Source organism: Ruegeria sp. AM9 (assembly GCF_056540565.1).
The window spans coordinates 132,950-152,674 of the sequence record NZ_JBQFWY010000002.1; the positions used below are offsets into that span (position 1 = coordinate 132,950).

Genomic DNA, 19,725 nt, shown 5'->3' on the forward strand with positions numbered 1-19,725 from the left:
TTCCGGCGCATATTGCAGAATATCTAGTTACGCCCCGTCCCTGCCAAGCCCCTCCAAAAGGGGCACGAAACGAACGGGCAACAATTCGTCATAGTCCAGACCGGTTTCGGTACGCCGGACCCGGATCAGGGTCTGAACCGCATCCGACTGTCCCACCGGCAACACCATGATACCGCCGATTTTCAGCTGCGCCAAGAGCGGCCCGGGCGGGTCTTCTGCCGCAGCAGTCACAATGATTCGATCAAACGGGGCCTGCTCGGACAATCCGAAGGACCCGTCCGACAACATCGCGGTGACATTGGTCAGCCCCAACTCGCGGAACAGCGCCCCGGTTTCGCGCACCAGACGCTTGTGGCGCTCCACCGTATAAACCCGGCGCGCCAGCTTTGACAGGATCGCCGCCTGATAGCCCGAGCCGGTTCCGACCTCGAGCACCGTATCCCGCGGAGTGACCTCAAGCGCCTGTGTCATCAGCCCCACGACCGAGGGCTGGCTGATCGTCTGCCCGCAGGCAATCGGCAGAGGCGTATCCTCATAGGCGCGCTCGGCAAACAGGCCTTTGACGAACCGGCCCCGGTCGACCTGCTCCATCGCCGCCAATACGCGCGCGTCCGTTACGCCCCGCGACCGCAGGGCGAACAGGAACTGCATTTTTGTTTCGGGATCCAGTCCGGTCATTCGATTGTCTTCAGTGCCTCAAGCGCATCATGCGCTGTCAGATCGGCCCGCATCGGCGTGACCGAGATATAGCCCGCCAGATTGACCGCCGCATCCGTGCCCGGCGCGGTCGGGTTGTGCTGGTAGCCACCCTTGATCCACAGGAACCGCCGCCCCGAAGGCGAGCTGTGCGGTTCTACCGAGAAATGAGTGTCGCGGCGATAGCCCTGCGGAGCAACCCGCGTGCCCAGCACCTCATCTGCGGGTACCGGGGGGAAATTCACGTTGTAAAACAGGCGGTAGTCGCCCTGTTCTGACGGAGTCGCATCCAGGATTTTCCGCACCAGATCGGCGCCGAAGCGGGTTGCGGCCTCGAACGGATCGTCCAGCCCAAGATTGCGCGGGCCGAAATACTGTGACAAGGCAATCGCCGGAATGCCCTGCAAAGCGGCCTCCATCGCGCCGCCGACGGTGCCGGAATAGAGTGTATTTTCGGCCGAGTTGTTGCCCCGGTTCACCCCCGACAACACCAGATCGGGCCGCGCGTCCTTCATGACGTCATGCAGCCCGGCCAACACGCAATCGGCAGGAGATCCTTCAGCGGCAAAGCGACGCTCGCCCAGCTTGGCGACCATCATCGGGTGGGTATAGCTGATGCAATGGCCGACGCCCGACTGTTCAAAGGCGGGGGCGACGACCCAGACTTCTCCGTCCGGTCCGGCCAGATCGGCCGCGATCGCTTCCAGGGCGATCAGACCCGGCGCGTTGATGCCGTCGTCATTGGTCAGAAGAATACGCATATGCCCCATCCACCGCTGCGTTTTGACCTTGATAGACCCGCCCCCGCGCGGCGGCAAGCAAAGCGAACCTGCAATCTGCGGCTTTCGCGCACCACTTGGGGCAAAACTGTGGGTTCAGACCCTAATCCGGGAAAACAAAGCACCGATCCCGGCGCACGGTCAGCCACATGACCCGCCCCGGATTGGGCACAAAGACATTCGGCACGGTGGCCTTCAGGACCGAGCCGTCATGGTCCATCCGAAACTCCACCAGGCTTTCATTGCCCAGAAACCGCGCCCGTTCAACTACGCCGCGGGCAGCGACGCCGTCGGTTACCGTAGGCAACGGACCCTTGCCGTTGCGGTCGAAATCCAACCGGACGTGCTGAGGCCGGAAAACGATCTCGACATCCGTGCCATCGGGGACCCCCGGCGCCAGGAACTGACCAAACGGAGTTTTCGTCAGCGCGCCCTCAACTCTGCCGCGCAACACGTTGACATCGCTAAAAAATGCCACCGCAGCCTTGTCGACCGGGCGGGTATAAACGTTGTACGGCGCACCCTGCTGCACGATCTTGCCGCGCCGCATCAAGGCGATCTCATCGGCCATGCGCATCGCCTCTTCGGGCTCGTGCGTCACCAGCACGACGGCGGCGTCTTCTTCTTTGAGGATCGCCAGCGTCTCATCGCGGATACCATCACGCAGACGGTTGTCGAGGCCCGAGAACGGCTCGTCCATCAGCATGATACGCGGTCGCGGCGCCAGCGCGCGCGCCAGCGCCACACGTTGCTGTTCTCCCCCCGACAGGTGGTGCGGAAACTTGTCGATAAAATGAATCAGATCGACCTTGCGCAGCAGTTCTTCGACCCGCGTGCGCTTTTCCTCTTTGTGGCCCTTCAGGCCAAAAGCCACGTTGTCGGCCACGTTCAGATGCGGGAACAGGGCAAAGTCCTGAAACATCAGGCCGATCTCGCGGCGCTCGGGCGGCACTCGGAACACCGTGTCGCAGATCAGCTTGCCGTCGACATAGATCTCGCCGGATTCCTGCATCTCGACCCCGGCGATCATGCGCAGCGTGGTTGACTTACCGCAGCCCGACGGCCCCAGCAGACAGGTCACCTTGCCCGCTTCGACGGTCAGCGAGACGTTGTCCACAACAACCCGCCCCTCGTACCGGGCGATCAGATTGCGGATTTCCAGACGAGGAGGAGTTGCGTCAACTGTCACCGATGGACCCCATTGCCTTTTCCCGATCAAATTCATCGGGCTTTAGGCGGGGATAGCAACCCCGCCCGTCAGGCGCAAGGGATCAGCAGCACCCGCCCGAGGTGGCTTCGCCGTTCGCTTCGAACGGGCTTTCACCGCCGCAGCCTTCAAAGATGCCGTAATGGGTCGAGAAATCGCCGATGAAGTCGAAATGCCGGGCAAAACGGGTATCTTTCAGCATCTTCCATGTGTTGCCACAGACCGGAAAGACCTTATCGGCTTGAATCGCGTGGTGGTCGTCAAGTTCGAACAGATGCGGCGCGTTGGGGATGGTGCCTTTGTAGATCACCGCCTGGCCATAATCCTCACACGCTGGTTCCAGTCCGGAAAGCTTGAATAGCCGATACGTAGCCGAGAGGAATTTCAGCGGCGCCACACGCTCTTCCAACACTGGGTTTTCGATGGTCAGCGGACGGTGTGTGACGCGGCGCGGATCGCCGAAACCCGCCTTGCGCGAGATCGACAGGAAATCGTTCCAATAGAGCGCACCTGACAGGCATTCGCCATACAGCACCTCGTCTTCTGCCATTGCCTGCGGAATGCGGCGGTCGGCGTAGACGTCCGAGAAATACATCTCACCGCCCTCTTTCAAAAGACGATGTGCGCCCCGCAAAACGGCCTCTTTGTCGGTGGCCAGATTGATCACGCAGTTCGAAACGATGATGTCGAAGGACCCGGGTTCAAGGTCCAGTTCATCCAGCTTTTCGATATAGCCGTGATGGAATTTCACGTTGCTGGCCGCATGGCCGAACGCTTGCGCGTGATAATCCTGATGCGCGCGGGCGACGTCCAACTGCTCGGGCGTCATGTCCACGCCGACGACGCGGCCCTTTTCGCCCACCATCGCAGACAGGGCATAGACGTCGCGGCCCGCACCGCAGCCCAGATCGAGGATGCTCATCCCCTCCAGATCCAGCGGCGCGATAAGGCCGCAGCCATAGTAACGGGTCAGCACATCGTCATGAATTTTCGAGAGAATCTTTTTGACATGATCCGGCATGTCATCGGGCGTGCAGCACGCATTGGTTTGCAAGTCTGCGCTGCCCTGCAGGACCTCGCCATAGTAATTCTGCACAGTTTCATGCTTCATCGCGGCTATCCTTTTTCTCACTGGCTGCACCGCAGCTAATACAGCGCAGACCCCGGTGCAATCCGGGCATTTCAGAATTGACGAAAGCGTGAGAGTGCCGAGCTACCCCAGCAGATCGAAATCAACACCTGCGCGCACCCGCCCGTTCACCTGAATTTCAAGCCGATGCGCACCGGGGACCAGTTTGAACGTGGTCGCATTGCCCTTCAGCTTGTGTTTCTTGCTCAGCTTCAGCGCGCCATCCTGCAGAGCGGCTTGTTTCAGCTTATGCACCTTGGCTGAGGTCTTCCCCCCAGGCCTTTGAAAGTGAATGATATAATCCACCAATACCGGCTGATCCCCGGCCCCCTTCAAGGTCACCTCGAATTCCAGCGCCTCACCGATCCGGGCGTCACCGTTCACCTGAACATCCGCAGTGACTTTGGCATCCGGGTCATATCCCAGCATCTTCATGGCCCCCGAGTGGCCGGACTTCACCAGCCCCCGCAGGGTATGAGACGTCATCCAGCGCAGTTCGTCCCGCCTCTGTTGCCCGGCCGAGGCCCAGACCTCCAACCGATCCAGCACCAATTCGGGATCTTTCTTGGTAATGTCATTCAGATGGTTCGCCACCGACCGCGTGACATAGCGCGTCGGGTCGCCATGCAACCTGTCCAGCAAGGGCAACGGGTCAGTCATCTTGAGCCCAACCGCCTGCCCCCACGGCAGCCGTGGCCGCGTGCCTTCACTGACCAGACGGCGCACGTGGTAACTGTCGTGCCCACACCAGAGTTCCATCCGCGCCAGAACATGATCCTGGTGTTGGTTCAAAAACGGGCGGATCGCCCATTCCATCGAAAACCGCTGGGTCAAGTCTTCCAACACATCCAGCGCCAGATCGGGATGGTCCAGCCCGACATTGACCACCCAATCGCCCAGAGGCGCAAAGATGAAATCGCCGAAATCGTCATCTGTCTTGCCGGGATCCAGCGGTGGTGGCAAAGCGCGCAACAGGGTCGGCGCGATGTCTGGCAAATCACCGGCCACGGCCTGCTGCAGACATTCGGCGATCCAGGCCATGCGTTCCTTGAGTTCAAGCTCCAACAGGCGGGACATCACCAGCCCCACAAATGCCTCAGCATCAAAGGTCGGGTCAGCCCCGGCAAAAAGCCCCGCCAGATAGCGGGTCTTTTTGGCGTTAAACAGCTGGTCTTTCAAGGAAAAGTTTTCGGCCATGGTCACATCGTCAAATTGGTCGCGCCGCCGTCCAGCAGGATGTTCTGACCGACAATGAAGCCCGCATGCTGCGAACACAGGAACGCACAGGTTGCCCCGAATTCCTGCCTTGACCCATAGCGCCGCGCCGGAATTGTCGCTGCACGCTGCGCGCGCGCCTCGTCAATGGATATCCCTTGCTGCGCTGCGACACCGCCATCCAGCGAATCCGCGCGGTCGGTGGCATGAATACCCGGCAGCAGGTTGTTGATCGTCACGCCATGCGGTGCCACTTGCCTCGAGGTTCCAGCCACATAACCGGTCAGCCCTGTGCGGGCCGCGTTCGACAGACCCAACACCGCGATTGGCGCGCGTACGGATTGCGAGGTGATGTTCACCACACGCCCCCAGCCCTTGTCGATCATCCCCGGCAACAGCGCCTTCATGAAGGCGATCGGTGTCAGCATGTTGGCGTCCAGCGCCTTGATGAAATCGTCACGCTCCCAGTCGGACCACATTCCCGGAGGTGGGCCACCGGCATTTGTCACAAGAATATCAACGTCCTGTGCCGCGTCGACAACCTGCACCTGTCCCTCGGTTGAGGTCACATCACAGGCCACCGTCCGCACATCCACGCCGTGTTCGGATCGCAAGCGGGCTGCTTCGACCTCCAACGCCTCGGCGCCGCGGGCGTTCATTACCAGATCGACACCCGCCTGGGCCAAAGCCTCGGCACAGCCCAACCCCAGCCCTTTGCTACTGGCGCAGACCAGAGCGCGTTTTCCGCGAATTCCCAAATCCATTCTGATCCTCCCTGTCCTTGCCACACATCTAGCACCGGCCCGGCAAGGAAGACCAGAATTCAGGCTACGTCAGTAAAAGAACTCCTCGCGGACGATCTTGCCATCGGTAACGTGATAAACGCCCACCTCGCGCATATCAAAGCTCTCGCCACTTTCCTTCACCTTGCCCTGAACCTCGAAGATCACGGCAAAACGGTCGTCGCCATGCAGGTACGGGTCGCTGACCGTTGCGCTCGAAACCTCATGCGCGCCTTCCCACCACTCATGCTTGCCACGGATCGCGTCGCGGCCCTGCACTTCCTGGCCCATGCCCGAATAATCCACTGCCTCGACCGAGACAGCATCCGACGCATAAAGCTTATCCAGATTTTCCTTCGCCCGATCCTCGCGGCAGCCTGCGACCAGTTCGTCGGCAATCTCTTTCAAATTCATTGGTCCACTCCACTATTTGTTCACTATATGTTCTTATTGCCATAGGAACATGATTCGAACCACCCCCTTTGTCTTGCCTCGACGGGTTTCCCCGCCTATACGCGCGAATATGCTTGATACCTCGAACCAACCCGCATTGCCGCCCGAGATCGCCCGGCGCAGAACATTCGCCATCATCTCGCACCCCGATGCGGGCAAGACGACGCTGACCGAAAAGTTCCTGCTGTATGGCGGTGCGATTCAGATGGCCGGTCAGGTGCGCGCCAAGGGTGAGGCGCGGCGCACGCGCTCGGACTTCATGCAGATGGAGAAGGATCGCGGTATCTCGGTGTCCGCTTCGGCGATGTCGTTTGACTATGGGAACTTCCGGTTCAATCTGGTGGATACGCCCGGTCACAGCGATTTCTCGGAAGACACCTATCGCACGCTGACCGCCGTGGACGCCGCCGTGATGGTGATCGACGGCGCGAAAGGTGTGGAAAGCCAGACGCAGAAACTGTTCGAGGTCTGCCGCCTGCGCGATCTGCCGATCCTGACCTTCTGTAACAAGATGGACCGCGAAAGCCGCGATACGTTCGAGATCATCGACGAAATTCAGGAAATGCTGGCCATCGACGTCACCCCCGCCGCGTGGCCGATTGGCGTGGGCCGCGATTTCATCGGCTGCTATGACATGCTGCGCGACCGGCTGGAACTTATGGACCGCGCCGACCGCAACAAGGTGGCTGAGAGCATCCAGATCAATAGTCTCGACGACCCGAAGCTGGCCGAACACGTGCCCGAACACCTGCTGGACAAGCTTCTGGAAGAGGTTGAGATGGCGCGCGAATTGCTGCCTGCCCTCGACCCGCAGGCGGTGCTTGAAGGGCACATGACCCCGATCTGGTTCGGCTCGGCGATTAATTCCTTTGGCGTCAAGGAACTGATGGAAGGCATCGGCGCTTACGGCCCGCAGCCCCAGGTTCAGTCGGCGGAACCGCGTCAGATCGCGCCCGATGAAAAGAAGGTTGCCGGGTTTGTCTTCAAGGTTCAGGCCAACATGGACCCCAAGCACCGCGACCGGGTGGCGTTTGTCCGCATGGCCTCGGGCCATTTCAAGCGCGGCATGAAGCTGACCCATGTGCGGTCGAAAAAGCCGATGGCGATCTCGAACCCTGTGCTGTTTCTGGCCTCTGACCGCGAATTGGCCGAAGAGGCCTGGGCCGGAGACATCATCGGCATCCCCAACCACGGGCAGTTGCGCATCGGTGATACGCTGACCGAGGGCGAGGCGCTGCGCGTGACCGGCATCCCCTCTTTCGCGCCGGAACTGCTGCAAACAGTTCGTGCGGCGGATCCGTTGAAAGCCAAGCATCTGGAAAAGGCGCTGATGCAATTTGCCGAGGAAGGCGCGGCCAAGGTGTTCAAACCCTCGATTGGTTCGGGCTTTATCGTCGGCGTCGTCGGCGCGCTGCAATTCGAAGTGCTCGCCAGCCGGATTGAGATGGAATACGGCCTGCCCGTGCGGTTCGAGGCGTCTCAGTTCACATCGGCCCGCTGGGTCAGCGGCGACAAGGCCGAGGTCGAGAAATTCGTCAACGCCAACAAGCAGCACATCGCCCATGACCATGACGGCGACATCGTTTATCTGACGCGCCTGCAATGGGACATCGACCGGGTCGTCCGCGACTACCCGGCGCTGAACCTGACCGCGACCAAGGAAATGATGACGTGACCTGCCTGCAGGCCGAAATTGGTGGATAACCCGACCTGGGGTATTGTTTCGACCGTTCGGGGCCCTGCCCCGGACATCCTGCGCTTTGTGGCCTATCACCTCGATCTTGGGGTCGACCGGATGCATATCTATCTGGACGAACCTAACCCCAAGGCGTTCAACACTCTGAACCGGCATCCGAAGGTCGAAGTCCGCAATTGCGATGATGGGTTCTGGACCTACCGCCAGCGCGAAAGGCCCGACCGGCACCAAACCCGCCAAACCGCGAACGCATCTTTTACGTATCGCAACACCGATCTGGACTGGCTGGCCCATATCGATGTGGACGAATTTCTGTGGTCCCCAAACCCCATCCGGGATCAGTTGCGATCCGTTCCGTCCGAAACCCAAGCGGTCCGTGTGCGCCCGATCGAAGCGTTGACGGGCGGCGATGATACCTACAAGGCGCATATCCCAAGCGGCCCCGACCGCGAGGCACTGGTACAGTCGATTTACCCCAACTATGGCGGCTTCGTTCTTGGTGGGTTCCTCAGTCATGTGCAGGGCAAACTGTTTGTCCGCACCGGAATGAAGAACCTGAGCTTTCGCATCCACAATCTGTTTCAAAACAAGGCGCTTTTGCCCTGCAAATTCGAACTGCCAGGGTTGGAGCTGTGTCACCGGCACGCCCCTGATTGGGAACACTTTCTGGCGCACTACCGGTTCCGAATGGAACGCGGGTCTTATCAGCCCGGCATGTCGCCCAATGTTCCGCGCGAGCTTGGCGGCTTGAATATGAACGAATTGCTTAGCTGGATCGAAGCAGAACAAGGCCCGGACGGCCTGCGCGCATTTTTCGAAGAGATAAGCGGCGCCGACCCCGAAGCGCGCGCCCGGCTGGAAGACCACGGCATGATCCGGCACCGACCGCTGGAACTGGATGAAAAACTCGGGAAACACTTTCCCGGAAGTGTCTGAATTGTTGCGAAAAATCCGCACCACCTGAGCACGAAAAACCCTAAAGGGGTCTTCATTTGACCCCGACCAACGTTTTTGTTATGTCCCCCCTCAAGCCGAAATTGCGCAATGATGCGTATGGCCATCCGGGCCCGGCAAACCTCTGACGCGCGGGCCAGGTCTAGTGTCCGCATGAACCGGACATACATGACAAAATTTAACGAACTGAACCTGAACCCGAAGGTCCTCAAAGCCATTGAGGAAGCCGGATACGAAACCCCCACCCCGATCCAGGCCGGTGCGATTCCGCCTGCGCTTGAGGGCAAGGACGTTCTGGGCATCGCCCAGACCGGCACCGGCAAGACCGCCAGCTTTACCCTGCCGATGATCACGCTGCTGGCCCGTGGCCGCGCCCGTGCGCGGATGCCGCGCTCGCTGGTCTTGTGCCCGACGCGGGAACTGGCCGCGCAGGTGGCCGAAAATTTCGACACATACGCCAAAAATGTGAAACTGACCAAGGCGCTGTTGATCGGCGGCGTCAGCTTCAAGGAACAGGACGCCCTGATCGACCGTGGCGTTGACGTGCTGATCGCCACGCCGGGACGTCTGCTGGACCACTTTGAACGCGGTAAGCTGTTGCTGACCGGCGTTCAGATCATGGTGGTGGACGAAGCCGACCGGATGCTGGATATGGGCTTTATCCCCGATATCGAGCGCATCTTCTCGCTGACGCCATTCACGCGTCAGACCCTGTTCTTCTCAGCCACCATGGCGTCCGAGATCGAGCGCATTACCGATACCTTCCTGTCGGCCCCCGCCCGGATTGAAGTTGCTCGTCAGGCCACCGCATCCGAGACCATCGAACAAGGCGTGGTCATGTTCAAAGGCGGTCGTCGCGACCGTGAGGCCAGCGCCAAGCGCAAGGTTCTGCGCGCGCTGATCGACGCCGAAGGCGACAAGTGCAGCAACGCGATCATCTTCTGCAACCGCAAGACGGACGTGGATATCTGCGCGAAATCGCTGAAGAAGTACGGCTATAACGCCGCCGCGATCCATGGCGATCTGGACCAATCTCAGCGGATGAAAACGTTGGACGGATTCCGCGATGGCTCATTGCGCCTGCTGGTCGCCTCGGACGTGGCCGCGCGCGGGTTGGACATTCCGTCGGTCAGCCACGTGTTCAACTTCGACGTCCCCGGCCATGCCGAGGACTATGTCCACCGCATCGGCCGCACCGGTCGCGCCGGGCGCGAGGGCAAGGCGATCACCATCTGCTCGGGCCGTGACGAAAAGGCTCTGGATGCGATTGAGAAACTGATCCAGAAGGACATCCCGCGGCTCGACAACCCCGTGAAGGAAGAGCCGAGGGACGAAGCCCCCAAGCGTGAGAAAAAGGCAAAGCCGTCGGACGAGAAAAAGACTGACAAAAAGCCCGACCGCAAGAAGGACAAGGAACCGCGCGGCCGTGGTCGCCGCGATGACAGTGGCCCCGCCGTTGTGGGCATGGGCGATCACCTGCCCAGCTTCATCGCGCTGAGCTTTGATGAGCGCCGCGCTGGCTAGTCGGGTTTGATTGCATAGAACTGGTTCTTCTGTGACCTAGAAATCAAACACGACCTAAATTGCCAGCACCAGCGCCAGAATAGAAACACCAAGCAACGTCATCCCGGCGATCTCGCGCCGGGTGATGGTTTCCCGGAAAAACAAGAGTGATGCGAACAGGCTGAGCAGCAGCTCGACCTGCCCGAGCGCCTTGACATAGGCCGCGTTCTGCAGCGTGAAGGCCAGAAACCAGCAGAACGAGCCGCACAGGCTGGTCAGGCCGACAAACACGCTGGTCCGGCGGGTCTGCCACACGGCAACCAACTCGGCGCGGTCGCGCCACAGCAGCCAGATCCCCATGCTGAGAAACTGGAACGTCACCACCACGGCCAGCGTCACCAGCGCGCGGAACCAAGCGTCGATATCGCCCAGCTCCAGCGATGCCCCGCGATAGCTGACTGAGGAGAAGGCAAACAGCACCCCCGATCCCAGCCCAAGCCGCGAGGCACGGTTGGTCAGGTGCTTCCACCACGCCCCGTCGCCTCCGGGTGATTTCGACAGCAGCAGCACCGCCAGCAGACCAAGGAAAATTGCCACCAACGCCCCGGCCGAGACCTGATCGCCCAGCACCAGGAACCCGACAATGGCGGTCTGGATTACCTCGGTCTTCTTGAAGGTAATACCGACGGCAAAATTGCGTTGCTTGAACAGGGCCACCACACAGATGGTGGCCAAAATCTGCGCCGTTCCTCCGATGACGGCGAACAGAAAGAACTTAGCTGTCAGAGGCGGCAGGCTGAACCCGGTCGCCTGCAGCGCCACAAACAGCCCCAGCAGCGCCAGCGGCAGGGAATAGGCGAACCGGGCAAAGGTCGCGCCTGCCGCGGTCAGCTTTACGGTGCTGAGCGATTTTTGCAGCATGAACCGCACGGTCTGGAAGGACGCGGCGGCGATGGTGACGGGAATCCACAAACTCATGGCGTCCCTTGTGTCGTGAAATCAACCCTTTGGCCAGAGAGGATGCGCCACCGGATCTTTTGCCCGCAGGAAATACGCGCGGAAAATCTGCGCATAAGAGCGATAGACATAGGCCTCATTCCGGTCCTGATACCGATCCTTTCCAGCGCGATAGAGGGCGGGCAGCCGATACCACGGCGCGCTGGGGTTCATGTGATGAACGACGTGCAGGTTGTTGTTCAGAAACAGAAAAGCCAGCGGGCCGCGATCTTCGATGATCACCGTGCGGGCACCGGAGTTTTCATGCGCGCGGTGTTCCAGAAAGGTGCGGATTTTGACCAGCCCCAACCCGAGATAGGCCGACAGCACATAGGCCCAGATCGGCAACTGGGATTGGGCCACAATCCACAGCACCGCCGCAACTCCGGGCAGATGCAGCGCCCAGGCCTGCAGAACATCCCGCCCACCGCGTAACTCGTTGCGCATGAACGCGATTTGCCCGAGGGCCGGGCCCAACACGATCCGTCCCAGCAGCGTATTGTTCACACTCAACAACCGCCGTTGCCAACCGGGCAAGGTGCCCCACACCTGCGGGTCCAGATAGTTGGATTCGGGATCGTCATAGGGGTCGGTCAACGTCTCGTCCCGGTGATGCGCCAGGTGCAGGTCGCTGAACCGCTGATACGGGATGAACAGGGTCAACGGCAGCGCCATCAACGCCTCGTTCAGCCACCTGGTGCGGAACGGATGACCATGCAGCGCCTCATGTGTGAGTGAAGAATGCAGCGCGGCCACAACCGCCATCGCCGGAACCGCCAACCACAGCGGCAGCAGGAACGCCACCGCCAGCCACGCCCCGTAACACACCGCGATCAGGGCCAAAGTGCCCCACTCTGGCTGTGCGGGCCTAGACATTGCGGCCCCACGAGATTCCTGCCCAGATACGTTCGTAAATCACATACATGGTCAGGCCGATGGCCGTATTCACAATCGCCAGCGTGCCGCCAATCGCGGCCGACCCGGTGGCCATCAAACCCACCAGCGTCATCACGATCAGTCCCATCACATTCCACAGCACAGCCTTAACGACTGATCTTCGTCGTGTCTCCATTCCGTCACCCATATTATTGTTATGTCTTTAAAATTACGGGTCGGCGCGCTCGTTGAAAATTCTGAATATGATTAACAAAACTCATCATCTGTGATATTTAAAAACACATGCAGGATAAAATCGACAAACGAGACCGCGCAGCACAGTTCCGGCTGCGACTCGCCCGCGCCATGGAAGAGCGTCACGTCAGCCAGAGCGCGCTGGCGCGACATATCGGTGTGGACCGCTCGACCGTTTCGCAGCTATTGACCGATGAGGGCGCGCGGTTGCCGAATGCGCATGTGGTGGGCAGTTGCGCCTCGGCTCTTGGGGTATCGGCGGATTGGCTGTTGACCCTGTCGGACCGGCCGGAAAGCGCGGCGGAACTGCTGGCCAGTTCCCTGACCATGACCGAGGCCCCCCGTGCGCTGGTAGATGAGCGTATTTTCGAATGGCACCAAGAGGCCGCGGGTTATAAAATCCGTTATGTTCCAGCAACTTTACCCGACATGTTGAAAACACGCGCCGTGCTGGAATGGGAATACGCGCCGCATCTGGGCCGAACTGCGGATCAGGCGATCGGCGCCTCGGCAGACCGGCTGACATGGATGCGCAGCGCCCAGTCGGACTATGAAATTGCCATGCCGCTGTATGAAATCGACAGTTTCGCTCAGGCCTCTGGCTATTACGAAGGGCTTTGCCCCAAAATCCGACTGGAACAGATCGACCATCTGCTTGAAATCTGCGAGCAGCTCTATCCGCGCCTGCGCATCTATCTGTTCGATGCAAAACGGCTCTATTCGGCCCCGGTGACGATTTTCGGCCCGCTTCTGTGCGTTTTCTACGCCGGCAGCCACTATATGGCCTTTCGCGACCGCGATCGGATCGAGACATTTACCCGCCATTTCGACCGTCTGGTGCGCGAAGCCGACCTGACCGCACGCGACTTTCCCGACCATCTCAGACGGTTGCGCGCGGCGATTTCCAGCCCACCCCAGGGTTGAGGATGCACCAACGGCTTTCTTGTGCTATCGTCATTCGGCGCGAACCTTCGGGTATTCCGATCATAGACGGGAGGACGATAGGAATGGACGCACTACAAACCGCTCAATATGCACGAGCACTCTATACCGCTCATGGCGATCAGGCCGAGGCGGAAGCTGCCAGGAAAATGCGCGAATGCGAGGCCGCCGGGAACATGCAGCAAGCGCAGGACTGGCAGGCGGTCCGTCAGACCATCCGCCAGATTCGTGGGCCAAACCAGGGCTGATACGGTCTAGATTTTCGGGTCAGGATTCACCGTATGGCCGTCCACGGCAATCACCTGACCCGACACAAGCCGCGCCGCATCCGAGGCAAGGAAGACGGCCATATTGGCAATATCCTTCCCTTCGACGAACCGCCCCATCGAGGTACCAGCCGCATAGCCGTCATAGACCTGATCGCGGGTCATGCCCTTGGCGGCGGCTTCGCGGGCCAGCACGCCCTCCATCCGCGGGCCTTCGACCGCGCCGGGGCAGATGACGTTGCAGCGCGCACCGTGTGAACCAAGCTCCATCGCCAGCGTCTTGCCCAGCCCGATCACACCCCATTTCGCCGCCGCATAGGGTGCGCGGTTTGGATAGCCGTATTGCCCGGCGGTAGAGGACGTAATCACCACTGACCCGCTGCCTTGTCGCTTGAATATCGGCGCGGCGAATTTCGCACACAGGAATGCGCCTTCAAGGTTAACCGAAAGACAGAACCGCCAATCCTCCAGCGCCACGTCCTCGACCAGAGCCGTCGGTCCTGCGACACCTGCATTGGCACAGAGCGTGTCCAAACCACCCCATGCGGCCTCGATATCAGCGAACAAGGCAGCCACGGCAGTTTCGTCCGCTACGTTCATTTCAGACCGGTTCCAATGCACCGGACATCCACCCAAGGCGGCTTGGTCCACATCCGCCACCCACACTTGCGCGCCCGACGCATCAAAGGCTTCGGCCATGGCCCTGCCGACGCCCGAAGCACCGGCCGTAATCAGAACGCGCCCGCTCATGCCGGTTTTCGGATCGCAGCACCGGCGCCTTCCGGATATGGCAAACCGGCCTGCGCTTCGGAAATGCGGGCCATTGCGGCCTCAATTTCGGCCGATGGCGCGCTGGGGCGGCGGGTTTCAAGGCTGACATGCAGCAGGAAGCTTTCGCCCGTGGCGATCAGCTTGTTGCCCTCATACATGCTGTGGAAGATGTGCAGCTTCTTGCCCTGCCCCAGCAGCATCTGCGTGCGAATCTCGATCTTTGCGCCCGCGTGAACCTCATCGATATAGCGGATGTGGTTCTCGGCGGTGAAATAGCTGCCACCCGAGGCGATATAGTCCGCGTCGCAGCCAATGATCTCCATGAACCGGTCGGTCGCGTCGGCAAAGGCCTCAAGATAGCGCGCCTCGTTCATGTGGCCGTTATAGTCGGCCCAATCCAACGGCACCGCGCGCGATACCGTCAGGATCGGCTGGCTCAGATCCGCCTGCTCCATCGTCGGCAGCGCACCGGGTTTCAGCACTGCGTCATGCTGGTTCAGCACCGCACCCGCGCCCCAGTTCTGAGCCTTCAAGGCCCGCATCATGCCAACAAGGTTGTTGTCGCGGATACGTTCCAATTCGCGGATCGAGTGCATCCCCGACTGCGCATCCGACTGACCGGCAATCATGTCGACCAACTCATCAGTGAACTCGGGCACATCCATCAGCTTGGTCCAGGGCCATTTCAACGCAGGCCCGAACTGCGCCATGAAATGCCGCATCCCGGCCTCACCACCCGCCACGCGGTAGGTTTCGAACAGCCCCATCTGCGCCCAGCGGATGCCGAACCCCATGCGGATCGCCTCGTCGATCTCTTCGGTCGAGGCGATGCCGTCCTTGACCAGCCACAGCGCCTCGCGCCAGACGGCCTCGAGGAACCGGTCGGCGATATGCGCGTCGATTTCCTTTTTGACGTGCAGCGGAAAGAATCCGACCGATTTCAGCAGCTCCTGCGCGCGTTCAACCATCTCAGGCGGGTTCTTGTCCGTCGGCACCAACTCGATCAGCGGCAACAGGTAGACCGGGTTGAACGGGTGCGTCACCACGATCTGTTCGGGACGCAGCGCGCCTTCCTGCAATTCGGACGGTTTGAATCCGCTGGTCGAAGACCCGATGATCGCCTGCGGGTCACAAGCCTCTTGCAACCCCTTGTAGACCTTGAGTTTCAGGTCCAGCCGCTCTGGCACGCTTTCCTGAATCCACGCGGCACCCTGCACCGCGTCGGCCATGTCATCGTGGAAGGTCAGCGCGCCTTCGGGCGGCAGAGGTAAATTGCTCAACCCCGGCAGCGACCGCCGCGCATTGTCCAGAACCTCACCAATCTTACGCTCGGCCTCGGGGTCCGGATCGAACACCCGGACGTTCCACCCATTCAGCAGAAACCGCGCGGCCCAACCGCCGCCGATCACGCCGCCACCTATGATAGCTGCTGTTTTCATCAATCTTCCTCCAACCTGAAAGCCTATCCAAGCTCACTCAGGCATCACGTCTTCATCTTTTCCCAAATACTCCGGGGGTTTGGGGGCTGGCCCCCAATCCGCCCAAGACAAGCGTCTCTAGGCAGCCACCGGCGCCCGTTTCACCAACCCCAGCTTCTCACGCACTTCCTGCGGCCCGATCACCCGCGCGCCCATGTTCGACACCACGGTGCTCGCGCGTTCGACCAACTGCCAATTCTCGGCCAGAACGCCCTTGTCCAGCCACAGGTTGTCTTCCAGACCGACGCGCACATTGCCGCCTGCCAGAACCGCAGCCGCCGCATAGGCCATCTGGTTGCGCCCCAGCGCAAAGGCGCTAAAGGTCCAATCGTCCGGCACGTTGTTCACCATGGCCATGAACGTATTCAGATCGTCCGGCGCACCCCACGGCACACCCATGCACAGCTGGACCAAGGCGTTGGGCTCCAAAATCCCCTCTTTCACCAGTTGCTTGGCAAACCAAAGATGGCCGGTGTCAAAGGCCTCAATCTCGGGCTTCACGCCCATGTCGGTCATCATCTGCCCCATCGCCCGCAACGCGCCGGGGGTGTTGGTCATGACATAATCGGCCTCGGCAAAGTTCATGGTGCCGCAGTCCAGAGTACAAATCTCGGGCAGGCACTGCGCGATATGGGCCACACGTTCCGAGGCCCCGATCATATCGGTGGCGGCTTCATTCACTGGAAACGGGCTTTCGACGCCACCAAAGACGATGTCCCCGCCCATCCCTGCGGTCAGGTTCAAGACGACGTCCACGTCAGCGTCGCGAATGCGGTCCGTCACCTCGCGGTACAGGTCCAGACGTCGGCTAGGAGCACCGGTTTCGGGGTCGCGCACATGGCAATGCACAACGGCCGCCCCGGCCTTGGCGGCGGCAATCGCGCTGTCTGCAATCTGCTGCGGCGAACGCGGCACATGCGGGCTGCGATCCTGCGTCCCGCCCGAGCCCGTGACGGCGCAGGTGATAAAGACTTCGCGGTTCATTTCCAAAGGCATGACGTTCTCCCCAAGTTATACCCGGTTTTGCCCGGGTTTTCCCCAGGCTTCTCCACGGATTCCGATTTGCGTTCGGACCCGAGTTTGACGCAGCCTTGTGCAAACACTTGCCAGAATGCGAATCGAACTTGATGAAATCCGCAAAAAACATACTGCAGCCCGAACATCGCGCCCTGAAAACGGCGGTGCTGGTGCTGGACGAATGCAACACGCTCAGCTTCGCATCCGCCGTCGATCCGATGCGCGCGGCCAACCGCCTGGCGGATCGTCCGGCGTTCGATTGGGACTATGTCACCGCCACGGCAGAACCCGCGATGCTGACCAGCGCACTGCAGGTACCGGGCATCCCGCTGGCCCGCCTGGAAAGCTGCGACCTGCTGATCGTTGTCGCAGGCTTCCAACTCGCGCGTCACGCGACACCAAGCCTGCTGGCCGGCCTGCGCCGCATTGCGGGCACCGGCGCCACGATGGCTGGCATTGACGGAGGGCCTTGGCTGCTCGCCGAGGCCGGATTACTCGACGGTCACGCCGCCACGACCCATTGGGAGGACAAAGAGACCTTTGCCGCCCGTTTTCCCGAGGTCGACGTGCGCTCCGACCGCTATGTTGCTTCTGGAAACCGTCTGACCTCGGGCGGCGCGATGCCTGCAATCGAGATGATGTTGCATATTATTTCCGCCCGTCATGGTTCCGGTTTTGCCGCCCGTGTCTCTGGGCTGTTCCTGTATGATGACGCGCCCGAGCCGACAAAGCCGCAAAGCCGCACCGGCGCCCCGCATCGCCACACCGCCCTGACCGCAAAGGCAAACGCGCTGATGGAGGCATCGCTTGACGACCCCCTCCCCCTCGCCGATATCGCCGACACCCTGGGCACCAGTCCCCGTACGTTGCAGCAGCAGTTTCGCCTGCGCCTGAACACCACGCCGCAGGACCACTATCTGCAACTGCGCCTTGCCGAGGCCCGCCGTCTTGTTTCAGACACCGACATACCGCTGATGGATGTGGCGCTTGCCACGGGATTCGCTTCACAATCCAGCTTCGCCCGCGCCTTCCGTACCGCACACGGCCTGTCGGCCCGTGACCTGAGGCAAGAGCGTGCGCAGCCCACCCATCACTGACGGGCTCCGCTTCATCTGGCCCAAAATACCTCGGGGGAGACGCGCGCAGCGCGGCGGGGGCAAAGCCCCCTAGTACGGCATGGGATGCGCGCGGTGGGCCTGATCAATCTCGGCCACGACATCATCCGGCAGCCGCAGATCTTTACCCGCCAGAATATGCCCCAATTGCGCAATGGTCGTTGCTCCGAAAATGGCGGACATCATGAACGGTCGCGCACGGCACCAGGCCAACGCCATGTGTACCGGGTCCAGCCCATGTCGTTCGGCGACCTCAAGATAGGCCCTGACAGCGTCCAGAACCCGATTGGAATTCCGCCCACCCATGCTGGGGTTCAACGACATACGCGAGGCGTCCGGGATGGCACCTCCTTGGTACTTACCGGTCAGGTACCCGGTGCCCAGGGGCGAAAACGCCATCAGCCCCACATCCTCGTGCACGCTCAGTTCCGCCATGTCGGTATCGAAATGGCGGCAAAGCAGCGAGTATTCATTCTGCACCGAGGCCACCCGTGGCGCGTCCATCTGCTCGGCTATCCGCAGCCATTGTGCGGTACCCCAGGCGCTTTCGTTCGACAGGCCAAAGGCGCGAATGTTGCCCTTGTCCACCTGCGTCTGCAGCGCCGCAAGACAGCCCTGCATGTTGTCCAGAACTTCGTTGGTATTGTGCCCCGATGGCGCATAATTCCAGTTTTGCCGGAACATGTAACTGCCCCGGTTCGGCCAGTGAAACTGGTAGAGGTCAATGCAGTCCGTTCGCAACCGACGCAGCGAGCCTTCGATCGCCTCGGGAATGGTCTCACCTGTAATCCACGCACCGTCACGGACATGGGCAAATCCGGCGCCCGAGTGTTTGGTGGCCAGAACATAATCACCCCGCCGCGAGGGATTGGCGGCGTTCCAGTTGCCCAAAATCTCTTCGGTCCGACCCACGGTTTCTTTCGAGATCGGATTCACCGGGTACATCTCGGCGGTGTCGACGAAATTGATCCCGGCCTCCAGCGCCATGTCCAGTTGCTTATGACCATCGGCCTCGGATGTCTGCGTGCCAAAAGTCATCGTACCAAGGCACAGGTCGGTCACCCTGATTCCAGTGCGACCCAAAGGCTTCATTTCCATCTGCCACCCTCCCGATACTTGACTTAAATTCAGCGCCTTACGCCTCGGCCTTTTTCTCCCACCGGCCCGATTCCTCGGACCAGTATTGCGCCGCGCAGCCCGCGCCGGTCAGCGCCTTCCATTGGCCCCGCGCGTGCTGAACGGCTTCGCCATCATTACCATCGAACAGGATGCAAACCCGTTCCAGCGCCGCTACCTCGTCCGGCTCCACAGCCGCACCGTCCACGGCCATGACGCAGGCAGGCTCGTTGGCGGCCTCGGGTCCGGTCGTCAGCAAAATGGGCTGCGCCGCGTCATGCGGGCCGCCTTCGCGGCCATGGGGCAGGAAATCCTCTTCCCGCCCCAGCCACAGTTTCTCATCCAGCCAGTCCATCCGCGCGGGGTCGGTGCCCCGCACGGCGATCTTCCACCCGGCCTGCCGCGCCTTGTCCAGTAGCACCGGCAATGTGTACTCCAACGGCTGACGGGTCAGGTGGTAGAAATAGACGGCGCCCATC

The 19,725-nt window shown here is 60.9% G+C and carries 21 protein-coding genes; 6 read left to right on the forward strand and 15 right to left on the reverse strand.

Translation table 11 applies throughout. From position 1 onward, the window contains the following. Positions 1–27: 27 nt before the first annotated feature. From ACR0DO_RS05475 to ACR0DO_RS05505, 7 genes are all read right to left on the reverse strand, one after another. Positions 28–678, reverse strand: a complete 651-nt coding sequence (locus ACR0DO_RS05475; protein ID WP_421598430.1) for a protein-L-isoaspartate(D-aspartate) O-methyltransferase — start codon at positions 676–678, stop codon at positions 28–30. After that, on the reverse strand, positions 675–1,457 hold the full coding sequence (gene surE, locus ACR0DO_RS05480; protein WP_170325157.1) for a 5'/3'-nucleotidase SurE: 783 nt from the start codon (positions 1,455–1,457) through the stop codon (positions 675–677). Before surE ends, ACR0DO_RS05475 begins: the two co-directional genes overlap by 4 nt. 121 nt (positions 1,458–1,578) lie before the next feature. Beyond that, positions 1,579–2,700, reverse strand: coding sequence for an ABC transporter ATP-binding protein (locus ACR0DO_RS05485; protein WP_170443631.1), 1,122 nt, complete (start codon positions 2,698–2,700; stop codon positions 1,579–1,581). A gap of 46 nt (positions 2,701–2,746) precedes the next feature. Continuing rightward, positions 2,747–3,793, reverse strand: a complete 1,047-nt coding sequence (locus tag ACR0DO_RS05490; RefSeq protein ID WP_480557091.1) for a methyltransferase domain-containing protein — start codon at positions 3,791–3,793, stop codon at positions 2,747–2,749. A gap of 102 nt (positions 3,794–3,895) precedes the next feature. Beyond that, positions 3,896–5,008 carry a hypothetical protein gene (locus ACR0DO_RS05495; protein ID WP_480557092.1) on the reverse strand — a complete coding sequence of 371 codons (1,113 nt, stop codon included), beginning with the start codon at positions 5,006–5,008 and terminating at the stop codon, positions 3,896–3,898. A gap of 2 nt (positions 5,009–5,010) precedes the next feature. Then, the gene (locus ACR0DO_RS05500; RefSeq protein WP_480557093.1) at positions 5,011–5,790 is read right to left on the reverse strand and encodes an SDR family oxidoreductase; all 780 of its coding nucleotides are present in this window, start codon (positions 5,788–5,790) and stop codon (positions 5,011–5,013) included. Between the two features lie 69 nt (positions 5,791–5,859). Continuing rightward, positions 5,860–6,222 carry a SnoaL-like domain-containing protein gene (locus ACR0DO_RS05505; RefSeq protein ID WP_480557094.1) on the reverse strand — a complete coding sequence of 121 codons (363 nt, stop codon included), beginning with the start codon at positions 6,220–6,222 and terminating at the stop codon, positions 5,860–5,862. A 109-nt stretch (positions 6,223–6,331) separates the two neighbouring features. On the opposite strand from ACR0DO_RS05505, the gene ACR0DO_RS05510 reads away from it, so the two are divergent. From ACR0DO_RS05510 to ACR0DO_RS05520, 3 genes are all read left to right on the forward strand, one after another. Continuing rightward, the gene (locus ACR0DO_RS05510; RefSeq protein ID WP_480557095.1) at positions 6,332–7,936 is read left to right on the forward strand and encodes a peptide chain release factor 3; all 1,605 of its coding nucleotides are present in this window, start codon (positions 6,332–6,334) and stop codon (positions 7,934–7,936) included. Between the two features lie 21 nt (positions 7,937–7,957). Further along, complete coding sequence (locus tag ACR0DO_RS05515; RefSeq protein WP_480557096.1) at positions 7,958–8,893, forward strand: glycosyltransferase family 2 protein; 936 nt, start codon at positions 7,958–7,960, stop codon at positions 8,891–8,893. A 186-nt stretch (positions 8,894–9,079) separates the two neighbouring features. Continuing rightward, on the forward strand, positions 9,080–10,435 hold the full coding sequence (locus tag ACR0DO_RS05520) for a DEAD/DEAH box helicase (protein ID WP_480557097.1): 1,356 nt from the start codon (positions 9,080–9,082) through the stop codon (positions 10,433–10,435). A 54-nt stretch (positions 10,436–10,489) separates the two neighbouring features. Here ACR0DO_RS05520 and ACR0DO_RS05525 read toward each other — a convergent pair whose 3' ends face one another. Genes ACR0DO_RS05525 through ACR0DO_RS05535 form a run of 3 tightly spaced genes read right to left on the reverse strand, consistent with a single transcriptional unit; the run spans position 10,490 to position 12,482 of the window. After that, a complete protein-coding gene (locus ACR0DO_RS05525; protein WP_170443615.1) occupies positions 10,490–11,392 on the reverse strand; it encodes an EamA family transporter in 903 nt (300 codons plus the stop codon). A gap of 21 nt (positions 11,393–11,413) precedes the next feature. Then, positions 11,414–12,286 carry a fatty acid desaturase gene (locus tag ACR0DO_RS05530; protein WP_480557098.1) on the reverse strand — a complete coding sequence of 291 codons (873 nt, stop codon included), beginning with the start codon at positions 12,284–12,286 and terminating at the stop codon, positions 11,414–11,416. Further along, a complete protein-coding gene (locus ACR0DO_RS05535; protein ID WP_480557099.1) occupies positions 12,279–12,482 on the reverse strand; it encodes a DUF2061 domain-containing protein in 204 nt (67 codons plus the stop codon). The genes ACR0DO_RS05530 and ACR0DO_RS05535 overlap by 8 nt, the downstream gene beginning before the upstream one ends. Before the next feature lie 107 nt (positions 12,483–12,589). Between ACR0DO_RS05535 and ACR0DO_RS05540 the strand changes: the two genes are divergently transcribed. Together ACR0DO_RS05540 and ACR0DO_RS05545 are read left to right on the forward strand one after the other, a co-directional pair. After that, entirely contained in the window at positions 12,590–13,465 is an 876-nt protein-coding gene (locus ACR0DO_RS05540) for a helix-turn-helix domain-containing protein (RefSeq protein ID WP_480557100.1), read from the forward strand. Between the two features lie 83 nt (positions 13,466–13,548). After that, positions 13,549–13,731: a hypothetical protein gene (locus ACR0DO_RS05545; protein ID WP_480557101.1), complete on the forward strand. Its 183-nt coding sequence runs from the start codon at positions 13,549–13,551 to the stop codon at positions 13,729–13,731. 6 nt (positions 13,732–13,737) lie between these two features. Here the strand turns inward: ACR0DO_RS05545 and ACR0DO_RS05550 are convergent, their stop codons facing one another. The 3 genes from ACR0DO_RS05550 to bcoG form a co-directional block, all read right to left on the reverse strand. Further along, positions 13,738–14,499 (reverse strand): SDR family oxidoreductase, encoded by a 762-nt coding sequence (locus ACR0DO_RS05550; protein WP_480557102.1) that lies wholly within the window; start codon positions 14,497–14,499, stop codon positions 13,738–13,740. Beyond that, positions 14,496–15,962 (reverse strand): carnitine 3-dehydrogenase, encoded by a 1,467-nt coding sequence (locus ACR0DO_RS05555; protein WP_480557103.1) that lies wholly within the window; start codon positions 15,960–15,962, stop codon positions 14,496–14,498. Before ACR0DO_RS05555 ends, ACR0DO_RS05550 begins: the two co-directional genes overlap by 4 nt. Positions 15,963–16,076: 114 nt before the next feature. After that, entirely contained in the window at positions 16,077–16,994 is a 918-nt protein-coding gene (gene bcoG / locus ACR0DO_RS05560; RefSeq protein ID WP_480557104.1) for a 3-dehydrocarnitine:acetyl-CoA trimethylamine transferase BcoG, read from the reverse strand. Between the two features lie 131 nt (positions 16,995–17,125). Between bcoG and ACR0DO_RS05565 the strand changes: the two genes are divergently transcribed. Then, complete coding sequence (locus ACR0DO_RS05565) at positions 17,126–18,112, forward strand: GlxA family transcriptional regulator (protein WP_480557105.1); 987 nt, start codon at positions 17,126–17,128, stop codon at positions 18,110–18,112. A 69-nt stretch (positions 18,113–18,181) separates the two neighbouring features. Here the strand turns inward: ACR0DO_RS05565 and ACR0DO_RS05570 are convergent, their stop codons facing one another. Together ACR0DO_RS05570 and ACR0DO_RS05575 are read right to left on the reverse strand one after the other, a co-directional pair. Continuing rightward, complete coding sequence (locus ACR0DO_RS05570) at positions 18,182–19,228, reverse strand: aldo/keto reductase (protein WP_480557106.1); 1,047 nt, start codon at positions 19,226–19,228, stop codon at positions 18,182–18,184. 37 nt (positions 19,229–19,265) lie between these two features. After that, the gene (locus tag ACR0DO_RS05575) at positions 19,266–19,724 is read right to left on the reverse strand and encodes a DNA polymerase III subunit chi (RefSeq protein ID WP_480557107.1); all 459 of its coding nucleotides are present in this window, start codon (positions 19,722–19,724) and stop codon (positions 19,266–19,268) included. Between the last annotated feature and the right edge of the window lies 1 nt (position 19,725).

Bases quoted from the DNA above. Each gene is read 5' to 3' on its own strand.
- ACR0DO_RS05475 (WP_421598430.1), bottom strand. From the start codon at position 678: ATGACCGGACTGGATCCCGAAACAAAAATGCAGTTCCTGTTCGCCCTG.
- surE (WP_170325157.1), bottom strand. From the start codon at position 1,457: ATGCGTATTCTTCTGACCAATGACGACGGCATCAACGCGCCGGGTCTG.
- ACR0DO_RS05485 (WP_170443631.1), bottom strand. From the start codon at position 2,700: ATGAATTTGATCGGGAAAAGGCAATGGGGTCCATCGGTGACAGTTGAC.
- ACR0DO_RS05490 (WP_480557091.1), bottom strand. From the start codon at position 3,793: ATGAAGCATGAAACTGTGCAGAATTACTATGGCGAGGTCCTGCAGGGC.
- ACR0DO_RS05495 (WP_480557092.1), bottom strand. From the start codon at position 5,008: ATGGCCGAAAACTTTTCCTTGAAAGACCAGCTGTTTAACGCCAAAAAG.
- ACR0DO_RS05500 (WP_480557093.1), bottom strand. From the start codon at position 5,790: ATGGATTTGGGAATTCGCGGAAAACGCGCTCTGGTCTGCGCCAGTAGC.
- ACR0DO_RS05505 (WP_480557094.1), bottom strand. From the start codon at position 6,222: ATGAATTTGAAAGAGATTGCCGACGAACTGGTCGCAGGCTGCCGCGAG.
- ACR0DO_RS05510 (WP_480557095.1), top strand. From the start codon at position 6,332: ATGCTTGATACCTCGAACCAACCCGCATTGCCGCCCGAGATCGCCCGG.
- ACR0DO_RS05520 (WP_480557097.1), top strand. From the start codon at position 9,080: ATGACAAAATTTAACGAACTGAACCTGAACCCGAAGGTCCTCAAAGCC.
- ACR0DO_RS05525 (WP_170443615.1), bottom strand. From the start codon at position 11,392: ATGAGTTTGTGGATTCCCGTCACCATCGCCGCCGCGTCCTTCCAGACC.
- ACR0DO_RS05530 (WP_480557098.1), bottom strand. From the start codon at position 12,286: ATGTCTAGGCCCGCACAGCCAGAGTGGGGCACTTTGGCCCTGATCGCG.
- ACR0DO_RS05535 (WP_480557099.1), bottom strand. From the start codon at position 12,482: ATGGAGACACGACGAAGATCAGTCGTTAAGGCTGTGCTGTGGAATGTG.
- ACR0DO_RS05540 (WP_480557100.1), top strand. From the start codon at position 12,590: ATGCAGGATAAAATCGACAAACGAGACCGCGCAGCACAGTTCCGGCTG.
- ACR0DO_RS05545 (WP_480557101.1), top strand. From the start codon at position 13,549: ATGGACGCACTACAAACCGCTCAATATGCACGAGCACTCTATACCGCT.
- ACR0DO_RS05550 (WP_480557102.1), bottom strand. From the start codon at position 14,499: ATGAGCGGGCGCGTTCTGATTACGGCCGGTGCTTCGGGCGTCGGCAGG.
- bcoG (WP_480557104.1), bottom strand. From the start codon at position 16,994: ATGCCTTTGGAAATGAACCGCGAAGTCTTTATCACCTGCGCCGTCACG.
- ACR0DO_RS05565 (WP_480557105.1), top strand. From the start codon at position 17,126: ATGAAATCCGCAAAAAACATACTGCAGCCCGAACATCGCGCCCTGAAA.
- ACR0DO_RS05570 (WP_480557106.1), bottom strand. From the start codon at position 19,228: ATGGAAATGAAGCCTTTGGGTCGCACTGGAATCAGGGTGACCGACCTG.
- ACR0DO_RS05575 (WP_480557107.1), bottom strand. From the start codon at position 19,724: ATGGGCGCCGTCTATTTCTACCACCTGACCCGTCAGCCGTTGGAGTAC.